The organism is Nonomuraea sp. NPDC049421, from assembly GCF_040677005.1.
Classification (GTDB): Bacteria; Actinomycetota; Actinomycetes; order Streptosporangiales; family Streptosporangiaceae; genus Nonomuraea; species Nonomuraea salmonea.
Genome location: NZ_JBFAQA010000007.1, coordinates 1 through 20,660 on the forward strand (window position 1 = coordinate 1; position 20,660 = coordinate 20,660).

Consider the following 20,660-nt stretch of genomic DNA (forward strand, 5'->3'; position numbering starts at 1 on the left):
GCGATCGCAGCCAGCTGATCAGCACGATCAGCAGGAAAACCCGCCGACGCCGCCAACGGCAGACCATCGGACGAGACCACCACCGCGTGCGCGACGCCGGGGACCGTGTTGACGAAGTCGGTGATCAGCCAGTCGACTCCACGCGCCGCGTGGCTGAGATCGTTCATGCGTCCTCCTCCCTTTCGTTCTCCTTAGAGCCTGAGGGACCAGAGGGGAACGCCCTGCCCTCGGTGATGTCGTCACGTGCTGCTCTGAAGCCCTGCTGGAAGCTCGACAGCCGGTTGCGCACCCGGTCGGGCGAGACGGTCGGCATGGGCGAGACGCCTTTGGGCGAGGCGGCGGTGTCGGCCGAGCCGGGCACCAGGTTCGCCTTGGGGACCCGCTTGGGCAGGCCGTTCACCGTGGCGCCGTCGCGGGTGGGCTCGCGGGCGGCCGCCTCCGCCGCGCTCCATGCGGCGTCCGCCTTGGAGGAGCCCCAGCTCGCGCCGTTGGCGCCGAACCAGGCCGACTCCACCGCCGAGTAGATCGGCAGGTGGTCGTCGGTGCGCGGCGGCGGGTCGCCGCCGAGTCCGGGCTCCGACTGGTACTCGAAGCCGGGCCGCTGCGGCGGCATGGTGTCCTTGCCCCAGCCGCCGGGCGGCGCCTCGGGCGTGGGCCGCCTGGGCAGGCCGTTCTCGCCGTTCCAGGCGTTGCGCGGCGGCGTCCACACGTCGCCCGCGTGCGGCTCGGCAGGCCAGGCGGTGGGGTCGGGCTGCCACGAGGGCGAGCCCCACGAGCCGCCTGAGTCCTGGCCGGACGCCGGAGGCGTGCCCCACGATGCGGCGCCGTCCTTGGCCGGCGGGGTGGCGCCCCAGGCGGGGTCCTGGCCCGGCGCTCCTGACGGGGGCGAGCCCCATCCCGCGCCGGCGTCCTGGCTGGGAGGAGCGCTCCATCCGGCGTCCTGGGCCTGCGGGGGCGGGCTCCAGCTGGCCGAGCCCTCCGGGTTGGGCGACGGCCAGCCGGAGCCGAACTCCGGGCTCGACGGGAAGGACGGATGCCCGGGGCCGTACTGCATCGCGGGTGGCTGCGGCCAGTCCGTGGCGGGCGGTGCGGGATGCGGCCCCGAGTACGGCTCGTCCCCTCGCGGCCCGCCGCTCGCCGCGCCCGCCAGGGCCGGCGGCTGGTTGCCGGAGAAGGACGGCATGCCGCTGAAGTTCGGCGCCTGGGAGCCCAGCATGTTCTCGGGGATGAGCACCATCGCGGTCAGGCCGCCCGAGCTGTGCGGGCGGAGCTGGACGCGGATGCCGTGGCGGTGCGCCAGCCTGGCGACCACGAACAGGCCCATGCGGCGGGAGACGGAGACGTCCACGCTGGGCGCCTCCATCAGCCGCTCGTTGGCGGCGACCAGCTCCTCCTGGGTCATGCCGATGCCGGAGTCGGTGATGGAGAGCATCACGCCGCCGCCGTCGATCCTGCTGCCCGACACCGTCACCCTGGTCTCGCGCGGCGAGAACGACAGCGCGTTCTCGACCAGCTCGGCCAGCAGGTGGATGACGTCGTTGACGGCCTGACCGGCCACCGACACGCCGTCGGGCACCTGGAGCACGACCCGCTCGTAGCTCTCGACCTCCGACAGGGAGGCGCGGGCCACGTCCACGATCTTGACCGGCTGGCTCCAGCGGCGCGGCGGGTCCTGGCCCGCCAGCACGAGCAGGTTCTCGCTGTTGCGCCGCATGCGGGTGGCCAGGTGGTCCAGCTTGAACAGGTTGCCGAGCCGCTGCTCGTCCTGCTCGCCCTGCTCCAGGCCGTCGATGAGGGTGATCTGCCGCTCCACCAGCGTCTGGCTGCGGCGCGACAGGTTCACGAACATCGCGTTGACGTTGCTGCGCAGCCGCGCCTCCTCCCCCGCCAGCCGGACCGCCTCACGGTGCACCTCGTCGAAGGCCCGCGCGACCTCGCCGATCTCGTCGTGGGTGTCCACCCCGATGGGCGCGACGGGGCCGATCGTGCCGTCGCTGCTCTCGCGCAGCTGCCGTACGGTCTCCGGCAGGCGCTGCCCGGCGATGTCGAGCGCCTCGCGGCGCAGCCGGCGCAGCGGCCTGATGAGCGAGCGGGCGATGAGCGAGATGATCGCGATGACCACGATCAGCAGCAGCAGGATGAGCCCGCCGGAGATCATCGCCGAGCGGTTGGCGCCCTCCTCCAGGCCCCTGGCCCGCAGGATGACCGAGGACGACAGCTCGCGCTCCACGGTGCGCAGAGCGTCGATCTTGCCGGTGCTGACGTCCACCCAGGTCGCCACGTCGCGGTCGGCGCGGCCGCTGATGCTCAGCTCCTCACTGCCCTCCGTCGCCTGCGCCATCGCGCGCAGCCGGAACAGGTCGGTCTGGTCGACGTCCCTGCCGACGACGGTGTTGCGGTAGAGCTCGAGCTGGTCGAGGGTGGCCAGCGTGGCGAAGAGCGTCTCCTCGCTCTCCTCGCGCGACTTGGCGTCGGTGAGCGCGTCCAGCTCCCCGCTGTCGAAGCCCTTCTTGTCCAGCGCGCTGGCGAGGATGCCGCGCTGCTTGGACGCCTGCTCCTTGGCCCTGGAGATGGCCGCCATCGCGCTGGCGGAGTCGGCCACCTCGTCGTCCACCGCCACCTGGCCCACCTGGTCGTGGAACTGCAGGAGCGCCGAGATGATCTCCGAATACTTCCTGATCATCGGCAGCGGCTGGATCTTGCCGTTGACCGCGGTCTCGCGCAGCGTCGGGATCTCCTCCAGCCGGCGCAGCACCGGGCGCACGGCCTCGCCATGGGAGTCGCCGAGTGCGTTGGCCTGCTGCTTGGCCTCGTCGATGAGGCCGTTCACCTGGCTGTAGGTGGTGCGCAGCTGTGCCTCGCGGTTCTCGGGCCGGCCCTGGGCGATGTAGAGGGCGGTCTCGTCGCGTTCGAAGCCGAGCTCGTGGGTGACGGCCCCGAGCTGCTGGCTCAGCTCGGCGACCTCTCTGAGGGTCTGGTAGGTGCGGGCGTCGCTGAGCGAGGTGATGACGTTCAGCCCGCCCAGGCCGACGGCGACGGCGGTCGGCACGACGATCAGCGCGATGAGGCGCGACCGGACATGCCAGTTCCCCAGTCCGAACCTGCCGGAGGAAGGTTTGGACAGCCGTCGCTTCTGATGGCCGTGCGGCTCGCGGTCAGCGGAAGCTTCAGCGTTCTGCGTTCTCACTTGCCTTCGCAACCTCTCGCCCTTTGAGGGAAATTCTCGGGTGGACCAGCGGTATTGCAGGTGGGGCACATTTCGTACGGCGACATATCGAGATAAGCGTCATTTGAGCACACGGGTGGGGAAGCTCCAACCACTACTAGTGCCCCGATGAGGTGTTTGTCCCTAGATGTCCAGAAAATATGACAGAATCGGTAGACCACCTACGACCAGCGGAAACAGGCAAGAGGAGATCGTCCCGCGAGCCACCTCCCGACTCGCGGACAGAGATCGAACGACCGGCATCATGAGTAACGGAAGTCCCGGCTGACACCCCTTTCCCAAAACAGACAAACGTCAAGATCTCGTACGGCCGCCAAAATTTCACGATAGAGCGGCAAACAGACATTGCAACCTCAAGTGTCTGCTTTCCGATAAATGACCGGCAATTGGTGCTACCGTCGATCTCTGTTGTGCGTCAGGCACACAGCCCCCGGGAGCAGAAAGCCGCCCGGTTCCCCCCTTGGCTCCATCCGAAGGGAGTCCCTGACATGAGGCTTGGCCGTTCCGCCAGGGCCGCCATCATCGGCTTCGCTTTGACGCTCGGTGCCGTGGCGTGCAGCTCGGGCGGCGACCCGAACACCAGCGCCCCTCCCTCCGCGGACGCGGCGGGCGGGCTCGAGAAGACCCAGCTCAAGATCGCCACGCTGCCGGCGATCGACAGCGCCGCCATCTACGTGGCCATCGACCAGGGCCTGTTCGAGAAGGAGGGCCTGGAGGTGACGCCACAGGTCGTCCAGGCCGCTCCCGAGGCCATTCCCATGCTGGTCAAGGGTGAGATCGACGCGATGTTCGGCAACTATGTGTCGATGTTCGCCGCCCATGACAAGCAGGCGCTGAAGCTGCGCATCCTGGCCGAGGGCTCTCGCGCGGCCCCCGACTCGCTCAGCATCATGGCGTTGCCCGACTCGCCCATCAAGACGCCGAAGGACCTGGAGGGCAAGACGATCAACGTCAACGTCCTGCACAACTTCCAGGAGCTGGCCCTGACCCAGGTGCTCAAGGCCAACAACGTCGACCCCGCCACCATCAAGTACGTCCAGGTGACGTTCCAGAACATCATGCCCTCGTGGAAGGGCGGCCAGATCGACGCCGCCTACCTCGGCGAGCCGATGGTCACCGCCGCCACGGCCACCATGGGCGCCCGCAAGATCCTCGACCCGGCCTCCGGTCCCGCGGCCGAGTTCCCCATCTCCGGCTACGTCGGCACCCAGGAGTGGTACGACGAGAACCCGAAGACCGCCGCGGCCTTCCAGCGGGCCATCCACAACGCGGGCAAGCTCATGGCCAACAACCGCGAGGTCGTGGCCAAGGTGCTGCCCAACTTCACGCAGATCGACGCGGCCACGGCCGCCACGGTGACCTTCCCCTACTTCTCCAGCAACGACAACCCGGTCCGCCTCCAGCGGGTGGCCGACTGGATGCTGGAGGCCAAGTGGCTGACGAAGGCCATCGACGTCAAGACGCTCATGTCGCCCACCACGTCCGGGTGAGCGCCCAGACCCTGTCCCCCGCCCGCCCGGCGTCGCCGGCCACCCGGTGGTCGCGCCGGGCGGCCGGGGCGCTCGCCTTCGCCGCGCTGATCGAGCTGCTCAGCAGGACAGGGCTCGCCGACCCCGAGTTCCTGCCGCCCGCCAGCGAGATCGTCGCCCGCGCGGTCACGCTGCTGGCCGACTCCGCCTTCCAGGCCCACGCCCTGACCAGCGCGCTCGCCTGGGCGATCGGGCTGTGCCTGGCGGCCGTGCTCGCGGTGCCGCTCGGCCTGCTGCTGGGCAGCGTGCCGATCATCGACGCGGCCACCCGCTCGGTGCTGGAGTTCCTGCGGCCGATCCCGTCGGTCGCGCTGATCCCGCTGGTGGCGCTGGTGATCGGCACGGGGCTGCAGCACCGTGTCGCGCTCGTCGTCTACGCCTCGCTCTGGCCCATCCTCTACAACACCATGTACGGCCTGCGCGGCGTCGACCCCCTGGCCAAGGAGTCGCTGCGCTCGTACGGCTTCGGCCCCCTGTCGGTGCTGCTGCGCGTCAGCCTGCCGAGCTCGGCGCCCTTCATCCTGACGGGCGTCAGGCTGGCCGCGGGGGTGGCGCTCATCCTCACCGTGAGCACCGAGATCGTGGCGGGCCGCGGCGAGGGCATCGGCGTGTTCATCTTCTTCGCCGGCATCGCGGTGCCCGCCCGCATGACCGACATCCTGGCCGGGGTGTTCTGGGTGGGCCTGTTCGGCGTCGCCGTCAACGCCCTGCTGGTCTGGGTGGAGCGGCGCGCCTTCCGCTGGCACCACGAGCAGCTCGGGGAGCGCGCATGAGGAGGAGAGGCATGCGTACGGCCGTCTTCCGCGTCCTCGTGCTGGCCGGCCTGGTCGCGGTGTGGGAGGTGGCCACACTGCTGGCCGCCAGCCCGTTCTTCCCGACGCCGAGCACGATCGTGACCCGGATGCACGCCATGTGGTTCTCCGGCTCGCCCGCCACGCTCTTCCTGACCGACGCGGCCATCGGCAACATCCTGCCCAGCCTGGGCAGGATGGCGCTGGGCTTCGCCGGCGGCGCGCTCGCCGGGGTGCTGCTCGGCCTCGCGATCGGCCTGTCGGCCCGGGTGTACGACTACCTCGACGGCGTGCTGCAGTTCCTGCGCGCGATCCCGCCGCCGGCGCTGGTGACGGTGTTCCTCGTGGTGTTCGGCTTCGGGATGCGGATGCAGCTGGCGTTCATCGTCTTCAGCATCGTCTGGCCGGTGCTGCTCAACACCGCCGACGGGGCCCGCTCGGTGGAGCCGCTGCACCTGCAGACCTGCCAGGCGTTCCGGCTGTCGCGGGCCGAGCGGCTGCTGCGGGTGGTCGTGCCCTCCGCGCTGCCCAAGATGTTCGCCGGGCTGCGGCTGGCCCTGTCGCTGTCGCTGATCGTCATGGTCTTCTCCGAGCTGCTGCCCGGCACCACCAACGGCATCGGCTTCCAGCTCACCGACGCGTACTCGACGTTCGACCTGCCCGCCATGTGGGCCGGGATCGTGCTGCTCGGCATCCTCGGCTACCTGCTCAACGAGCTGTTCCTGGTCGTCGAGCGGCGCGTGCTCGCCTGGCACCACGCCGCCAGGGACCTCGTCGGTTAGAGTCCCTGGGGTGCGGACGATGATCGTGGGCGGCGGCATCGGGGGGCTCGGCACGGCGCTGAGCCTGCACGCCGCCGGGCTCGACTGTGTGGTGGTGGAGGCGGCCCGCTCGCTGCGGCCGCTCGGTGTGGGCATCAACCTGCAGCCCCACGCCGTACGCGAGCTGACCGAGCTGGGGCTCGGCGGCGCGCTGGCGGAGCTGGGGGTGGAGACGACGTTCATGACCTTCGCCGACCGGCACGGCAACGTCATCCTGGCCCTGCCGCGCGGCAGGTCGGCCGGCTACCGGTGGCCCCAGTACAGCGTGCACCGCGGCGAGCTGCAGCTCGCGCTGCTCGCGGCGGTCGAGGAGCGGGGCGTGCCGGTGCGCACGGGCGTCAGGTTCGAGGACCTCGCACAGGGCGGCGACGGCGTGCGCATCACGCTGCGCGAGGGCGGCCGGGTGGTCGAGGAGCGGGCCGACGTGCTGGTCGGCGCCGACGGCGTGCAGTCGGCGGTGCGGGCGCGGCTCTGGCCGGCGGGCGGCCCGCTGCTGTGGTCGGGGATCCGGATGTGGCGCGGGGTGGCGGAGGGCGAGCCCGTCCTGGACGGCGCCACCGTCCTGGTGGGCGGCTCCAACCGGGCCGGGAAATTCGTCACTTATCACATCTCGGCGCGTAATCCGCGGCTGATCAACTGGGTGGCCGAGGTGAAGGTCGGCGAGCCAGGAGCCGCTCCCGAGGCCGACTGGTACCGCGAGGGAAGAATGGCGGAGGTGCTGGCGCATTTCTCGTCATGGAAGTACCGCCCCGCCGACATCCATGCTTTGCTCTCCGCCACCGACCGGATACTCGAATATCCGATGGTCGATCGTGATCCGCTGCCGCAATGGGGGCGCGGACGGGTGACGCTGCTCGGCGACGCCGCCCATCCGATGTACCCGATCGGCTCCAACGGCGGGTCCCAGGCGGTGCTCGACGCACGGGTGCTGGCCCGGTGCCTGGCGACGTACGACGACCCGGAAAGCGCGCTCGCGGCGTACGAGGAGGAGCGCCGCCCGCCCACGTCGGAGCTGGTGCTGGCGCACCGGACGCTGCCCATCGACGAGACGGTCACGCTGGTGACCGAGCGCGCGCCCGACGGGTTCACCGAGATCGGCGACGTGCTGACCGAGGAGGAGCTGGCCGCCATGGCGGGCGCGCAGCGGCGCATCTCCGACGCGGACGTGCGCGCCCTCAACGAAAGGGAGTCCTGGAGTGTGTGAACGGCCGATGGCAGTGACGTCCCGGCGAGAGTAAGATCACGCCCTGACCAGGTTTACTTGACTGACATGTCCCCCATTTACCGCTCCGCTAGAGTCATTTCCGACTCTGAAAGAGTTGCCGCACTGCCCGCGGTCTCGCCCCCCTAGGAATTCCATTGCTCGAGATAGAGAACCTTTCCCATGTGTACGGCGGCGGTACTCCCAACGCGCACCACGCCATCGAAGGACTCAACCTGAGCGTCGCCGAGGGCGAACTGCTCTGCATCGTCGGCCCGTCGGGCTGCGGGAAGTCCACGCTGCTGCGCTCCATCGCCGGCCTGATCACCCCGACGGGCGGGCAGGTCAAGGTCGAGGGCAACCTGGTCCGCCAGACGCCCGACAACCTCGCCGTGGTCTTCCAGGACTACAGCCGCTCGTTGTTCCCCTGGATGTCGGTCGCCGACAACGTGGCGCTGCCGCTGCGCCGCAAGGACATGGACAAGCGCCGGCGGCGCGAAGCCGCCCAGGAGGCGCTGGAGTCGGTGGGCCTGGAGGGCGCGGGGCGCAAATACCCGTTCCAGCTCTCCGGCGGCATGCAGCAGCGCGTCGCCATCGCGCGGGCCCTGGCCTACCGGCCCACGCTGATGCTCATGGACGAGCCGTTCGGCTCGGTGGACGCCCAGACCAGGGAGGACCTCGAAGACCTGGTGCTGAAGGTGCGCGGCCACCACCAGATGACGATCGTGCTCATCACCCACGACATCGACGAGAGCGTCTACGTGGGCGACCGGGTGGTCGTGCTGTCGAAGGCGCCGGCGCACGTCGTGGGCGACCTCAAGGTGGACCTGCCCGCCCCGCGCGACCAGATCAGCACCCGCGAGCACCCCGACTTCGTGCACCTGCGCGCCGAGGTCGGCCGGCTCGTCCGCGGCCACGCCACGGTCTAGCCGTTCACGACAGAGCAGGGTGCCGCCCGGCGATCGGGCGGCACCCTGTCGTGTCGTCAGACCGGCGAGTGCATGTGGCGGGTCAGGGCGTGCTCCACCAAGGTGATCAAGGTGGACTTGACCGACTCGCGCTGCCGGGCGTCGAGCCGCACGATCGGGATGTGGTCGCCGATCGACAGCGCCTCCCTGATCTCGTCCTCGGCGTGCGCGAACTGGCCGTCCCAGCCGTTGATGCCGATCACGAAGGGCAGCTTGGCCTCTTCGAAGTAGTCGATGGCCGGGAAGCTGTCGGCGAGCCTGCGGGTGTCCACGAGGACGACCGCGCCGATGGCGCCGCGTACGAGGTCGTCCCACATGAACCAGAACCGGTGCTGCCCGGGCGTGCCGAACAGGTACAGAATCAGGTCGCGGTCCAGAGACACGCGGCCGAAGTCCATCGCGACGGTCGTGGTCGTCTTGTTCGGCGTGAGCGAGACGTCGTCGACGTGCGCCGAGGCGTCCGTCATGACCGCCTCCGTGGTGAGCGGCAGGATCTCCGAGACCGCACCCACGAATGTCGTCTTCCCCACGCCGAAGCCCCCGGCCACGACGATCTTCGTCGAGGTTAGGCCGGGGCTAGAGCCTGCGAAGTCCACTGAGCACCCTTTCGAGCAAGTTGAGGTCCGGCTTTCCCGCGTCCAGCGCAGGCTGGTGCACGCGGATCAGGCCTTCCGACGCCATGTCGGCGATCAGCACCCGGACCACGCCAAGAGGCTGGCGTAAAAGGGCGGAGATCTCGGCAACCGACCGGACGTTCCGAGTCAGCTGAATGATCGCCTGATACTCCGGACTTAGTAGGGAAATGTCTTGGTATTCAGACGTCACGGAGGACACAAGTGCCTCCATGGCGAACTTCATCCGCGGCGCCGTGCGCCCCCCGGTCACGGCATAGGGCCGTACCAAGGAGCTCGGCTTCTGCGGACGGGGAGCCGCCGGATGCGGCGGAGTGCTATCACCAGCCCAACCCTGCTGACCTGACACCATGTTCTCCTGTCACCGCCCGATTCAGCGGGGGCGGGCCGCTTGCAGCTCAGCGCGTACGGCCGGCGTCAGCACCTGACCGGCCCGCTCGACCAGCAACGTCATCTGGTACGCGACCAGACCCATGTCGCAGTCGGGAGCCGCCAGGACGGCCAAGCAGGATCCATCACTGATCGACATGATCATCAAGAGCCCACGCTGCATTTCGATAACGGTCTGGGTCACCATACCGCCCTCGAAAACCCGCGCGGCGCCCTGGGTCAAGGAGATCACGCCGGAGGCCACGGCGGCCAGCTGGTCGGCCCGGTCCTTGGGAAAACCCTCGGAGAAGGCCAGCGGCAACCCGTCAGACGACACCACGACCGTGTGGGCGACGCCTGGCACGTTGTTCACGAAGTCCGTGATCAGCCAGCTGATGCCACGCGCTCCCTGGCTCATTTCTCTCATTTGTCCTCCTCATTCTCTTCTCCGCGGGTGAACGCCCGGCCTTGCCGGACACCCTGCTGGAAGCTGGAGAGCCGGCTGCGCAACCGCTCGGGTGAGATCTGCGGTGCTGGTGAGGTCGCCTGGGGCTCGGCCAGGCTGGCCGTACCGGGCACCAGGTTGGCCTTGGGAACGCGGCGCGGCAGGCCCGACTGCGTCGTGCCGCCCTGCTGCGGCTGGACCGCGGCCTGTGCCGCCTGGAAACCGGAGTCGGCGGGCGATGACCAGGACGCGCCCACGCCCGACGCTCCCGGCTTGCGCTGCGGAAGCCCGGACCTGCTCACGCCGCCCTGAGCCGGGCCCTGGCTCGGGCCGCCCTGAGCGGCCGCCTGCGGCGGCGGCCCGTCGGTCACCGGCGGGTGCACCGCGGTGATCTCGTGCTCGGACTCGGGCTCGATCTCGTGGCGCGGCTTGAGCACCTCCGGGTCGGGACGGCGGAACCAGTCCGACCCGACCGAGGAGAAGATCGGCAGGAACTCCTCGTTCTGCTCCTCCATCGGCGAGTTGCGCACCGCGGGGAGCGGACCGGTCATGTCCTGGGAGGAGTAGTCGCCGGGGCCGAACGGGTTGTAGGCGGAGTGCCCGTTCTGCTCGAACTGGTCGGCCGGCTTGGGCTCGTCGGCGAACGGCGAGCGGTAGCCGTCGCCGAACTGGGGCTTGACCCGGTCGTCCGACTCGAACAGCGACCTGCGGGGCGCCGGGTCGGCGAACGACGACCAGCGCGGCTCCTCCTGCTGCGGCTGCTGCTGGGGCGGCTCGGTGGCGAAGGACGGCCACTGCGGCTCGTCGTTCTGCAGGGGCGGCGGCTGCTCGGCGAACGACGGCCACCGGTTCTCCGCGAACGGCTTCGGCTCGGCCGCGGACGGCTGCTCGTCGGCGAAGGACGGCCAGCGCTGCTCGCCCAGGGGCTGCTGCGGCACGTTGTTCTGCGGAGCGGGCGACTCCTCGGCGAACGACGGCCAGCGCGGCTCCTCGGCCCGCGGCGGCTCGCCGAACGCGGGCGGCTGGTCGCCGCCGAAGACCGACGGCTGGTCGCCGAACGCGGACGGCGCCGGGTCGGGGAAGGATTGTGCCGGGTCGGGGAAGGACGGCTGCTGCTCGCCGAACGACGGCCAGTTGCCGGTGCCCGGCGCGGGCAGCGAGCCCGGCCACTGCGTGTCCATCACCTGGTCGGGCATGTCGTCGAACGACGGGTGACCGTTGCGCGACGGCTGGCCGAGCGAGCTCGGGTCGAACGTGGTGAACGCCTCGTACTGGCCCTGCTGGCTGCCCTGCCCGTTGCTGATGAGCATGTCGGGCATCATCACCAGGGCGCTCAGGCCGCCGTGCTCGCGCATGCTGAGCTGGACGCGGACGCCGTGGCGCAGGGCCAGGCGGCCGACCACGAACAGGCCCATGCGGCGGGAGACGGACACGTCCACGACCGGCGGGTTGGCCAGGCGCCAGTTGGCCTCGGCCAGCTCCTCCTGGCTCATGCCGATGCCCTGGTCGTTGATCGTGACCAGCACGCCGCCCTCGGCGGGGGTGCTGGTGACGGTGACCTTGCTCTCGCGCGGGGAGAAGGAGATGGCGTTCTCGATCAGCTCGGCGAGCAGGTGGACGGCGTCGGTGACGGCGGGGCCGACGATCTGGGTGCCGGACGGGATCTGGATCTGGACCCGCTCGTAGCCCTCGACCTCCGACAGCGAGGCGCGGGCGATGTCGACCAGCGGCACCGGCTCGCTCCACTTGCGCGCGGCCTCCTGGCCGGCGAGGACCAGGAGGTTCTCGCTGTTGCGCCGCATGCGGGTGGCCAGGTGGTCGAGACGGAAGAGGTTGGCGAGCCGCTGCTCGTCCTCCTCACCCTGCTCCAGGCCCTCGATGAGCTGCAGCTGCCGCTCGACCAGCGTCTGGCTGCGGCGGGAGAGGTTGACGAACATCGAGTTGACGTTGGCGCGCAGCTTGGCCTCGTCGCCCGCCAGCCGGATCGCCTCGCGGTGGACCTCGTCGAACGCCCGCGCCACTTCACCGATCTCGTCACGGGTGTTGACGCCGACCGACGGCACCTCGGGCACCTGCGCGCCCTCACCCGACTCGCGCAGCACGCGGACGGTCTCGGGCAGCCGGGTCGTGGCGACCTGCAGCGCCTCGGCACGCAGCCGGCGCAGCGGGCGGACCAGCGAGCCGGCCACGCGGGTGGTGATGATGAGGACCAGGAGCAGCAGGACCAGGATCAGCGCACCGGAGATGATGGCGTTGCGCTGCTCGGTCGCGCTCAGGTCGCGGGTCGTCGTCACGATCTTCGTGGCCAGGCCGTCCTCGACCTTGCGCATCGCGTTGGCGACGGTGGTGGTGCTCTCGTACCACTCGTTGAGGTCGCGGTTGGTGGTGACGTCGAGGTCGCGGATGCGGTTGGTAGCGCTCACCTGAGCGAGCGCGCGCTGCCGCATGGCGTCGGCGAGGTCGACCTGCGGGCCCTTGACGGTGTCGCGGTAGTTCTTGAGGTCCTGGGCGGCGGCCTCCAGCTCGAACGAGGTCAGCTCGGTCTGCTGCTTGTCCCAGGAGCCGAGGAAGTCCGACCAGTCGGAGCTGTCGACCTTGGTCCCGCGCTGCAGCTGCATGTTGATGAGCAGGATCTGCTGGCGCGCGGTCTCCTCCTTCATCCGCTGCAGCGAGCCGAGCGCGGCCACGTCACCCTGGAGGGCGTCGTCGCTGACGCCGTCGCCGAGGTCGCCCTGCAGCGTGGAGAACGTTCCGATCATCGTGCTGTACGTGCCGACGACGGCTCGGGCGGGGACGCTGCCCGTCATCGACTCCCGGAGGCTGTCGAGACCGTCGAGCCAGCGGCGCATGTTCCTGACACCGTCGCGCACGCGGGTGGAGTGGGAGGCGTCGATGGCCGCGGCGGACGACAGCACCTGCTGCTTGGCCTTGTCGGTGGCCTGCCGCTGGGTCTTGAGCTGCACCAGGCGGCCGCCCCTGCGGCGGTCGGCGACGTACCAGGCGGTGAGCGTGCGCTCCCTGGCCAGCTCGTGGTTGAGGCCGCCCACGCGCTGCACCAGCTCGGCCACCTGGGTGAGCCGCTGGTACTCGGCGCTGGTGCCGATGGCGTTGGCCAGCTGGACGCCGGCGAGCAGCACACCCACGACGGTGGGGATGAGGATCAGCGCGACCAGCCTTGAGCGCACACGCCAGTTCGCCAGCCGGAACCGTCCGCCTGTGTACTCCCCCGACCTGGTGTGCCTGGGGTCTTTCGTCCTCACTGAGTCTCGCAACCTCTCGCCGGTACGTGCTCGAAGAAAATCAGACACGCGTGTGGCGCATGGGATTCTGTCCGGCCGGGTAATTGGAACACAACCCGTACCAGATCGGCCAACCGAACATATCCCATCACATGCGCCCAAAGAGGCACTTTGGGCACGATAGCGCCACCACGTTTTCAGGCGGGGCGGAACGAATCCCGCTCGGCCGGTGCCGCATGCTTCACCATCAGGTGCCGCGTCACCGAGTACTCCTGCACCGCCTCCTGGCTCATGTCCTTGCCGAACCCACTGCCCTTCACCCCGCCGTGCGGAGCCTCGCTGGCGATGGGCAGGTGGTCGTTGACCCAGGTCACTCCCACGTCCAGCCGGTGTGATACGCGCATCGCGCGAGCCACGTCACGCGACCACACCGACGAGGCGAGACCGTATCTAGTGTCGTTGGCCAGCCGGACCGCTTCGTCCTCGCCGTCGAACGGCAGCGCGACCAGGACCGGTCCAAACAGCTCACCTTGGACGATCTCGCTGGTCTGTGCGACATCGGCCACAAGCGTGGGTGGATAGAAAAAGCCGGAGCCCCCGATCGGGGAGCCGCCGTGCAGAACGCGCCCTCCGGCCCGCTCCACGAAGCCGTGCACGCGGTCGCGGTGCGCGGCGGAGATCAGCGGGCCGATGTCCGTCGCCGGGTCCCAGGGGTCGCCGGCGGTGATGCCGGCCAGGGTCTCCTTGATCGCCTCCACCGCGTCGCCGTAGACCTCCCTGGCGACGTAGACGCGGGTGGCCGCGGTGCAGTCCTGGCCGGTGTTGTACGTCGCCCCCATGGCCACGCCACGGGCCATCTCCGCCAGATCGGCGTCCTCGAACACCAGGGCGGGCGCCTTGCCGCCGAGCTCGAGGTGGACCCGCTTGAGCGTGGCCGCCGCGCCGGTCATGACGGCGCGGCCGGTCTCGGTGGAGCCGGTGACGCTCACCATGTCCACGCCGGGCTCGGTGACCAGGGCCTGGCCGACCTCGGCGCCGCCGGTGACCGCCTGCACCAGGCCCTCGGGGGCGCCCGCCGCGCCGAACAGCTCGGCCAGGCGCAGCGTCGTACGCGGGGTCTGGGGAGCCGGCTTGATCACCACGGCGTTGCCCGCGGCCACCGCGGGACCGACCTTCCAGACCGCCATCACGAACGGGAAGTTCCACGGCGCGATCGACCCCACCACCCCGACGGGGCGGCGCAGCAGGACCGAGGTGTAGCCGGCGCTGAACACCCCGGCCCCCGTGCCCTCCAGCGACCGGGCGGCCCCGGCGAAGAAGCGCAGGTTGTCGACGGCGAAGGGCAGCTCGCCGTCGCGGAAGACCGCCGCCGGCTTGCCCGTCTCCTCGACCTCCAGCCTGGTCAGCTCCTCGGCCTCGGCCTCCACCAGGTCGGCCAGGCGCAGCAGCACCCGGGCACGATCGCCGGGAGTGGCCTGCGACCACTCCTCGTAGGCCGCGCGCGCGGCCGAGACCGCCTTCGCGACCTCCTCGACAGGAGTGTCGGGGACCTCGGCGAAGGGCAGGCCGGTGGCGGGGTTGATCAGTTCGCGCATCAGGAAGACTTCAACTTTCGGGTCGTGCTACTGGCCGAGCTGCTCGATCAGGTCGGCGGCCTTGCGCAGGCCGTCGCGGCGCCTGATCTCCTCGCCCGCGGCGGCGAGCCGCGCCCGCAGCTCGGTGTCGCCGAGCAGCTTCGCGATCGCCCCTGTGAGTTCTTCGTCGGCGAAGGTGTAGGTGGAGAGCCTGACACCGTAGCCGAGCTCATCGACCCTCTGGGCGTTGTCGTACTGGTCCCAGAAGAGCGGCAGCAGGATCATCGGCTTGCCGAAGTGCAGCGCCTCGGTGGTCGTGTTGTTGCCGCCATGGGTGATGACCAAGTCACACAGTGGGATGATCTTAGTCTGCGGGAGGAACTCCTCGCCCCACATGTTGTCGTGCAGCTTGATCTCCTCGTGCAGCGGGCCTTTGGAGACGACGTACTGGTGCGGGGTGGTGCCCAGCACGTCGATCACCCCCTGCATGAGGCCCACGTCGGCGGAGCCGAGCGAGCCGAGCGAGAAGTAGATCAGCGCGTGCTCGTTGCGCTCGAAGGGCAGCTCGAAGTCCTGCTCGGTCTCGCGCACCGAGGAGTCGAGCCGGTGCCACGACGGGCCCAGGGGACGCTCGGCGACGTAGTCGAGGATCTCCGGGTAGACGTAGAGGTTCAGGTCGCCCTCGTGGATGAAGTCGAGGTCGGGCAGCGGCGGGGTGCCCTGCTCGACGCACCACGCGTTGTAGGCGGTCCACAGCTCGCGGTGGGTGCGCTCGTACTCGGCGCGGAAGGCGTCCCACTCGGAGCGGTCGTTCGCGGGCAGGCCGGAGAAGACCGGCGGGATGTTCGGGCCGCGCACCTCCAGCGGCTGGCAGGAGACGATGCGCACGAACTTCTTCCCGGCGGTGATGAGGGCCGGGAACGTGAGCACGTTGTCCTCGATGATCACGTCCGGGTTCACCCGCTCGATGATGGCCTTGAGCTGCGGCTCGCAGTACTTCGCCCCGTCGATGAGCTCGGCCCAGATGGGCTTGGTGACGGTCTCGAGCTGCTCGCGGGTGCTCTTGCGGTACTCCGGCGCGGTCTCGCGGATGAAGTCCTTCCAGAACTGGCCTGGGTCCTGCTCCTCCTCGGACGGCGGGGCCAGGTCGACGAGGTCCTCCTCGAAGCCGAGCGCTTCGAGCTTGCCCTTCCACGAGGCCTCGGCGGCGAAGACGACGCGGTGGCCGCGCTTGCGCAGGATGTCGCCGATTCCGATGGAGTTGTTGGTCGGTCCGTACGCGCTTTCCGGCATGAACAGGAAGGTGAGAGACATCGAGGCTCCGGGAGAACTCGTCATTTTGAAGGTGAATTCAAAAAGGGATCTAGCGTGAAGGTCAAGTTAAGGGCACTATGGTCAACGGCCAACTGAACAGTGGCCTAAGGAGTGAAGGTGGTGAGGGTGGCTCAGCGCAAGAGCCGCAGTGACCGGCGCATCGACTTGATCGAAGCCGCACGCAGGGCCATCATCCGCCATGGCATCGACGGTGTACAGCTCTCGCACGTCGCCGAGGAGGCCGGGCTGACCTCCGGCGCCGTGCTCTACCACTACCCCGACCTCAGCGAGCTGCTGGTCGAGGCGCAGCAGGCGGGCATGGAGCGCTTCTACGAGCAGCGGCTGCGCCAGCTCGCCACGATCACCGACCCGGTCGAGAAGCTGGTCGTCACGATCAGGTCGGGGCTGCCCACCGGGCCGCTCGACCCCGACGTGCGCCTGCTCAACGAGCTGGGCGGGGCCGCCGGTCGCAACCGGGTCTACGGCGTGCTGCTCACCTCCCTGTACGACCGGCAGGTCTCGATGTACCAGGCGATCCTGGACACCGGGGCCGCGCTGGGCGTCTTCAGGCTGAGCGCCGACTCGGTGACGATCGCCCGCAACCTGGTGGCCCTGGAGGACGCCTACGGCTACCGCATCACCGCCAGGCACCCCCTGATCGGCCCGGCCGAGGCGGCCGAGCTGATCCTGTCCTACGCCCGCGCGGCGACGGGCAACGACCTGGTTCACTGACCTGCCGCCATGATGACCGCGTCCTCGGCGTTCCAGCGCACCTTGACCTTGGCACCCGCCTTGATCGTGCCGGCGCCCTGGACGGCGGCCAGCACCGGCTTGTCCTGGCCCTGGACCTGCACCGACAGGTGGGAGACGCCGCCGTAGAAGCTGACGTCGAGCACGGTGCCGGGCAGCCCCCTGGTGGCGCTCTCCCCGGCCAGCTCGATCTTCTCCGGCCGGACCGCCAGCAGCGCCTCCGCGCCCGCCTCCAGCTCGTCCAGCGGCGTGCCGGCGAGCATGCCGAACGTCGTGCTCTTGATGCCCTCAAGGCCGCTCGCGGTGCCGGTGAACAGGTTGTTGGCGCCGACGAAGCCGGCCACGAAGGGCGAGCGGGGGCGCTCGTAGAGGGCGATGGGCTCGTCCACCTGGCAGACCCGGCCGCTGTCGAAGACCGCGATGCGGTCGGCCAGCGACATGGCCTCCTCCTGGTCGTGCGTGACGACCACGAACGTGATGCCCACCTCGTGCTGCAGCCGCTTGAGCTCCAGCTGCATGTCGGCGCGGACCTTCTTGTCCAGGGCCGACAGCGGCTCGTCGAGCAGCAGCAGCCGGGGCCGCTTGACGATGGAACGGGCCAGCGCCACGCGCTGCCGCTGGCCGCCGGACAGCTGCGCGGGCTTGCGCCCCGCGTGCGCCGACAGGCCCACCGTCTCCAGCACCTCGCCGACGCGCTGCTTGATCTCCTGGCGGGGCAGCTTCTCCCGCTCCAGCCCGTACGCGACGTTCTTCGCCACGGTCATGTGCGGGAACAGCGCGTACGACTGGAACATGAGGCTGATCGGCCGCCGGTTCGGCGGCTTGGCCAGCAGGTCCTCCCCGTCGAGCGTGACACCGCCCGCGTCGGGCGTCTCGAACCCGGCGATGATGCGCAGCAGTGTGGTCTTCCCGCAGCCGGAGGGCCCGAGCAGGGCGAAGAACTCCCCCTGCTCGATCTCCAGCGAGACGTCGTCCAGCGCGGTGACACTGCCGAACTTCCGGGTGATCCCGTCAATCTTGAGCACGCGATTCCCCGATCTTGGTCAGGCGCTGCCCGGCGATCACGGCCGTGAAGCTCACCAGCAGCACGATCGCGGCCAGCGCATTGATCTTCGGAGTGACCCCGAATCGGATCATGGAGTAGATGACGATCGGCAGCGTCTGGTCGCTGTTGCCGATCGTGAAGAACGCGATCACGAACTCGTCCAGCGACAGCGTGAACGCCAGCAGCGCGCCGGCCACGATGCCCGGCATCAGCTGCGGCAGCGTGATCTTCATGAACGTGGTGACCGGTCCCGCGCCGAGGTCACGTGACGCCTCCTCCAGCGACGTGTCCGCGCCCGTCAGCCGGGTGCGCACCACCGCCGCCACGAACGCCATCGCGAACACGCCGTGGGCCAGCACGACCGAGTACAGGCCGAGCGTGAGCTGGATCGTCCCGTACAGGATCAGCAGGCCGATGGCGATCACCAGGTCGGGCAGCACGGCGGGCATCAGCGCGACCGCCTCGAGCACCTTGGACCTGGTGTGCCGGACCAGGCCGACGGCCAGCAGCGTGCCGAGCACGGTGGCGATCACCGTGGAGCCCGCGGCCACGATCAGCGTGTTCACCACGCCGGACAGGACCCGGTCGTCGCGGGCCAGCTCGCCGTACCACTTGAGGCTGAAGCCGTCGAAGCTGTACGCCGAGTCGCCCGCGTTGAACGACATCACGACCAGGACGGCGATCGGGAGGTAGAGGAAGACGTACGTGGCCCAGAACGGCACGTACAGGAGCTTTGACCTACGCACGGCGCGTCACCCAGGCCTGGATCATGAGCAGCACGATCAGCATCGCGATCACCGCCAGCGCCAGCGTCGAGCCGAACGGCCAGTCGCGCGCGGTCAGGAACTGCTGCCTGATGAGGTTGCCCACCATGATCGACTTGCTGCCCCCGAGCAGCTCGGGGATGACGAAGTTGCCCAGGCTCGGCACGAACACGAACATGCTCCCGGTCAGCACGCCGGGGATGGTCAGCGGCAGCGTGACCTTCCTGAACGTGGTGAACGCCGAGGCGCCCAGGTTGGCCGACGCCTCCCGCAGCTGCGGGTCGAGCCGCTCGATCGCGGCGTACAGCGGCAGCACCATGAGCGGCAGGTACGAGTACAGCAGCCCCGTCACGATCGCGCCGTCGTTGTAGAGCAGCTCCAAGGGCTCGATGCCGAAGACGTTCAGCGCCCTGTTGATCAGCCCTGGGCCGCTCAGCAGGATGATCCACGCGTAGACGCGGATGATGAAGTTCGTCCAGAACGGCAGCACGACGGCGACCAGCGCGATGGTCTTCCACTTGCGCGGCAGCTGCGCGATCAGGTACGCCGTCGGATAGCCGATCAGCAACGCGATCACGGTCGTCACCGCCGCGATCTTCAGCGACTGCAGCACCACGCCGAAGTAGAGCGGGTCGATCAGCCGGCTGAAGTTCTCGGTGGTGAACTCGTAGACGACGCCGCCGAAGCGCCCTCGCTGGAACACCGTGTAGCTGAGCACCAGCGCCAGCGGCACCAGCAGCAGCACCAGCAGGTAGGCGAGCCCGGGCGTCAGGAACACGAACGCGCCCAGCCGACGCCCTCGTGAGCGGGACGCCGGCCGGGCCTTGACCTCTGACTTCACTACAACGACAACTACTTCGCCTGGATGTCGGCGGACAGGCGGGTGTACTTGGTGGACGCCTGGCCCAGGTCGATGATCGACTCACCGTCGAGCAGCTTGTCCGGCGCGATGCCGAGCAGCGAGCCCTTGGGGATCTTCACCTGCTCCATGGCCGCCTTGTTGGGGACCTTGTAGTTGATGTTCACGGCCGCCCAGCTGTGCACCTCGGGGCTCAGGATGTAGTTGATCAGGGCGTGCGCGGCCTCCTTGTTCTTGGAGGACTTCAGGATCACCATCGTGTCCACCCAGAGGTCGCTGCCCTCCTTCGGGTTCGCGAAGCCGATGTTGCCCTTGGGGTCGGTGGTCGGGCACCAGCCGTCCCACGCCTCGACCATGACGGCCTCGCCGTTGACCAGGCGGTCACCGAAGGTGGTGTCGTCGTAGGTGAGCAGGTGCGGCTTCTGCTCGACCAGCAGCTCGCGGGCCTTCTCGATCTCCTCGTCCTTGTCGGTGTTGACCGAGTAGCCGAGGGCCTTGAGCGCGGGCAGGGCCAGCCAGCGCTCGGTGGTCATCATGGTGACCTTCTTCTCGGCCCAGGCGGCGGGCTTGAGAATATCGTTCCAACTGTCCGGGACCTTCTTCACGAGGTCCTTGCGGTAGCAGATGCCGGTGGTGCCCCAGGTGTAGGGCACGGAGTACTTGTTGCCCTTGTCGTAGGACAGCTGGGTGGCCTCGGGGTAGAGGTTGGCCAGGTTGGGGATCAGCTCGGGGTGGATCGGCTCCAGCAGGCCCATGGCGTTGAGCGCCTGGGCGTACTGGCCGGACACGAACGCCACGTCGATGCCGCTGTCACCGGGGGCGGTGAGCTTGGTCATCGCCGTCTCGTTGGTGTCGTGCAGCTGGATCTTGATGTCCTTGACCTTGAGGGTCGACTTGACCCTGTCGGCCAGCTCCTTGGGCAGGTAGCCATCCCAGACCGTGACCTGCAACGACTGCTTCGTCAGGTCCGCGTTGGGCTTGAGCTCGGCCGCCGCCCCCGTCGTCTCCTGTGAACTTGACGAGGCCCCACCGCCGCACGCCGCGACGGCAAGCGCGAGGCCGACCACCGCGACGGTGGCCGGGAGACGACGGGTGAACCGGGAACGGGACACGGCCGCTACTCCTTCTGAAAT

18 protein-coding genes are annotated in these 20,660 nt (G+C 69.3%); 6 read left to right on the forward strand and 12 right to left on the reverse strand.

What is annotated here, in order from left to right; genetic code table 11:
• Positions 1-167: roadblock/LC7 domain-containing protein (locus AB0K18_RS13920; protein WP_364384619.1), on the reverse strand; the 167-nt coding region annotated here is incomplete at its 3' end.
• Positions 164-3,049 carry a nitrate- and nitrite sensing domain-containing protein gene (locus AB0K18_RS13925; protein WP_364914384.1) on the reverse strand — a complete coding sequence of 962 codons (2,886 nt, stop codon included), beginning with the start codon at positions 3,047-3,049 and terminating at the stop codon, positions 164-166. The genes AB0K18_RS13920 and AB0K18_RS13925, both read right to left, overlap by 4 nt.
• Positions 3,050-3,714: 665 nt before the next feature.
• Between AB0K18_RS13925 and AB0K18_RS13930 the strand changes: the two genes are divergently transcribed.
• The 5 genes from AB0K18_RS13930 (at position 3,715) to AB0K18_RS13950 (ending at position 8,497) form a co-directional block, all read left to right on the forward strand.
• The gene (locus AB0K18_RS13930) at positions 3,715-4,716 is read left to right on the forward strand and encodes an ABC transporter substrate-binding protein (RefSeq protein WP_355421442.1); all 1,002 of its coding nucleotides are present in this window, start codon (positions 3,715-3,717) and stop codon (positions 4,714-4,716) included.
• On the forward strand, positions 4,713-5,528 hold the full coding sequence (locus AB0K18_RS13935) for an ABC transporter permease (protein WP_364914387.1): 816 nt from the start codon (positions 4,713-4,715) through the stop codon (positions 5,526-5,528). The genes AB0K18_RS13930 and AB0K18_RS13935 overlap by 4 nt, the downstream gene beginning before the upstream one ends.
• An 11-nt stretch (positions 5,529-5,539) precedes the next feature.
• Positions 5,540-6,328: an ABC transporter permease gene (locus tag AB0K18_RS13940; protein WP_364914389.1), complete on the forward strand. Its 789-nt coding sequence runs from the start codon at positions 5,540-5,542 to the stop codon at positions 6,326-6,328.
• A gap of 19 nt (positions 6,329-6,347) precedes the next feature.
• Positions 6,348-7,571, forward strand: coding sequence for a flavin-dependent oxidoreductase (locus tag AB0K18_RS13945; RefSeq protein ID WP_364914658.1), 1,224 nt, complete (start codon positions 6,348-6,350; stop codon positions 7,569-7,571).
• A gap of 182 nt (positions 7,572-7,753) precedes the next feature.
• Positions 7,754-8,497, forward strand: coding sequence for an ABC transporter ATP-binding protein (locus AB0K18_RS13950; protein ID WP_364914391.1), 744 nt, complete (start codon positions 7,754-7,756; stop codon positions 8,495-8,497).
• Positions 8,498-8,553: 56 nt separating this feature from the next.
• Here the strand turns inward: AB0K18_RS13950 and AB0K18_RS13955 are convergent, their stop codons facing one another.
• The 6 genes from AB0K18_RS13955 to AB0K18_RS13980 all read right to left on the reverse strand — a co-directional run bounded on the left by AB0K18_RS13955 (position 8,554) and on the right by AB0K18_RS13980 (position 16,109).
• A complete protein-coding gene (locus AB0K18_RS13955) occupies positions 8,554-9,132 on the reverse strand; it encodes an ATP/GTP-binding protein (protein WP_355421430.1) in 579 nt (192 codons plus the stop codon).
• Positions 9,113-9,520, reverse strand: coding sequence for a DUF742 domain-containing protein (locus tag AB0K18_RS13960; protein WP_245956307.1), 408 nt, complete (start codon positions 9,518-9,520; stop codon positions 9,113-9,115). Before AB0K18_RS13960 ends, AB0K18_RS13955 begins: the two co-directional genes overlap by 20 nt.
• Before the next feature lie 21 nt (positions 9,521-9,541).
• Entirely contained in the window at positions 9,542-9,955 is a 414-nt protein-coding gene (locus tag AB0K18_RS13965) for a roadblock/LC7 domain-containing protein (protein ID WP_201760494.1), read from the reverse strand.
• A gap of 5 nt (positions 9,956-9,960) precedes the next feature.
• Positions 9,961-13,242: a nitrate- and nitrite sensing domain-containing protein gene (locus tag AB0K18_RS13970; protein WP_364914393.1), complete on the reverse strand. Its 3,282-nt coding sequence runs from the start codon at positions 13,240-13,242 to the stop codon at positions 9,961-9,963.
• Between the two features lie 176 nt (positions 13,243-13,418).
• On the reverse strand, positions 13,419-14,816 hold the full coding sequence (locus tag AB0K18_RS13975) for an aminobutyraldehyde dehydrogenase (RefSeq protein ID WP_364914395.1): 1,398 nt from the start codon (positions 14,814-14,816) through the stop codon (positions 13,419-13,421).
• Between the two features lie 27 nt (positions 14,817-14,843).
• Positions 14,844-16,109, reverse strand: coding sequence for a glycosyltransferase (locus AB0K18_RS13980; protein WP_364914396.1), 1,266 nt, complete (start codon positions 16,107-16,109; stop codon positions 14,844-14,846).
• A 117-nt stretch (positions 16,110-16,226) separates the two neighbouring features.
• Here AB0K18_RS13980 and AB0K18_RS13985 point away from each other — a divergent pair, with 117 nt between their 5' ends.
• The gene (locus AB0K18_RS13985) at positions 16,227-16,841 is read left to right on the forward strand and encodes a TetR family transcriptional regulator (protein WP_355421419.1); all 615 of its coding nucleotides are present in this window, start codon (positions 16,227-16,229) and stop codon (positions 16,839-16,841) included.
• On the opposite strand, the gene AB0K18_RS13990 is transcribed toward AB0K18_RS13985, so the two are convergent.
• The 4 genes from AB0K18_RS13990 to AB0K18_RS14005 all read right to left on the reverse strand — a co-directional run bounded on the left by AB0K18_RS13990 (position 16,835) and on the right by AB0K18_RS14005 (position 20,639).
• On the reverse strand, positions 16,835-17,884 hold the full coding sequence (locus tag AB0K18_RS13990) for an ABC transporter ATP-binding protein (protein ID WP_364914397.1): 1,050 nt from the start codon (positions 17,882-17,884) through the stop codon (positions 16,835-16,837). The genes AB0K18_RS13985 and AB0K18_RS13990 overlap by 7 nt on opposite strands.
• Positions 17,871-18,650, reverse strand: coding sequence for an ABC transporter permease (locus tag AB0K18_RS13995; RefSeq protein WP_364914398.1), 780 nt, complete (start codon positions 18,648-18,650; stop codon positions 17,871-17,873). Before AB0K18_RS13995 ends, AB0K18_RS13990 begins: the two co-directional genes overlap by 14 nt.
• The gene (locus tag AB0K18_RS14000) at positions 18,643-19,446 is read right to left on the reverse strand and encodes an ABC transporter permease (protein WP_364914399.1); all 804 of its coding nucleotides are present in this window, start codon (positions 19,444-19,446) and stop codon (positions 18,643-18,645) included. Before AB0K18_RS14000 ends, AB0K18_RS13995 begins: the two co-directional genes overlap by 8 nt.
• A 74-nt stretch (positions 19,447-19,520) precedes the next feature.
• On the reverse strand, positions 19,521-20,639 hold the full coding sequence (locus AB0K18_RS14005; RefSeq protein ID WP_364914400.1) for a spermidine/putrescine ABC transporter substrate-binding protein: 1,119 nt from the start codon (positions 20,637-20,639) through the stop codon (positions 19,521-19,523).
• Positions 20,640-20,660: the final 21 nt, after the last annotated feature.

Coding starts and splice junctions, on each gene's coding strand:
- AB0K18_RS13930 (WP_355421442.1), top strand. CDS start 3,715: ATGAGGCTTGGCCGTTCCGCCAGGGCCGCCATCATCGGCTTCGCTTTG.
- AB0K18_RS13940 (WP_364914389.1), top strand. CDS start 5,540: ATGCGTACGGCCGTCTTCCGCGTCCTCGTGCTGGCCGGCCTGGTCGCG.
- AB0K18_RS13945 (WP_364914658.1), top strand. CDS start 6,348: ATGATCGTGGGCGGCGGCATCGGGGGGCTCGGCACGGCGCTGAGCCTG.
- AB0K18_RS13960 (WP_245956307.1), bottom strand. CDS start 9,520: ATGGTGTCAGGTCAGCAGGGTTGGGCTGGTGATAGCACTCCGCCGCAT.
- AB0K18_RS13965 (WP_201760494.1), bottom strand. CDS start 9,955: ATGAGCCAGGGAGCGCGTGGCATCAGCTGGCTGATCACGGACTTCGTG.
- AB0K18_RS13975 (WP_364914395.1), bottom strand. CDS start 14,816: ATGCGCGAACTGATCAACCCCGCCACCGGCCTGCCCTTCGCCGAGGTC.
- AB0K18_RS13980 (WP_364914396.1), bottom strand. CDS start 16,109: ATGTCTCTCACCTTCCTGTTCATGCCGGAAAGCGCGTACGGACCGACC.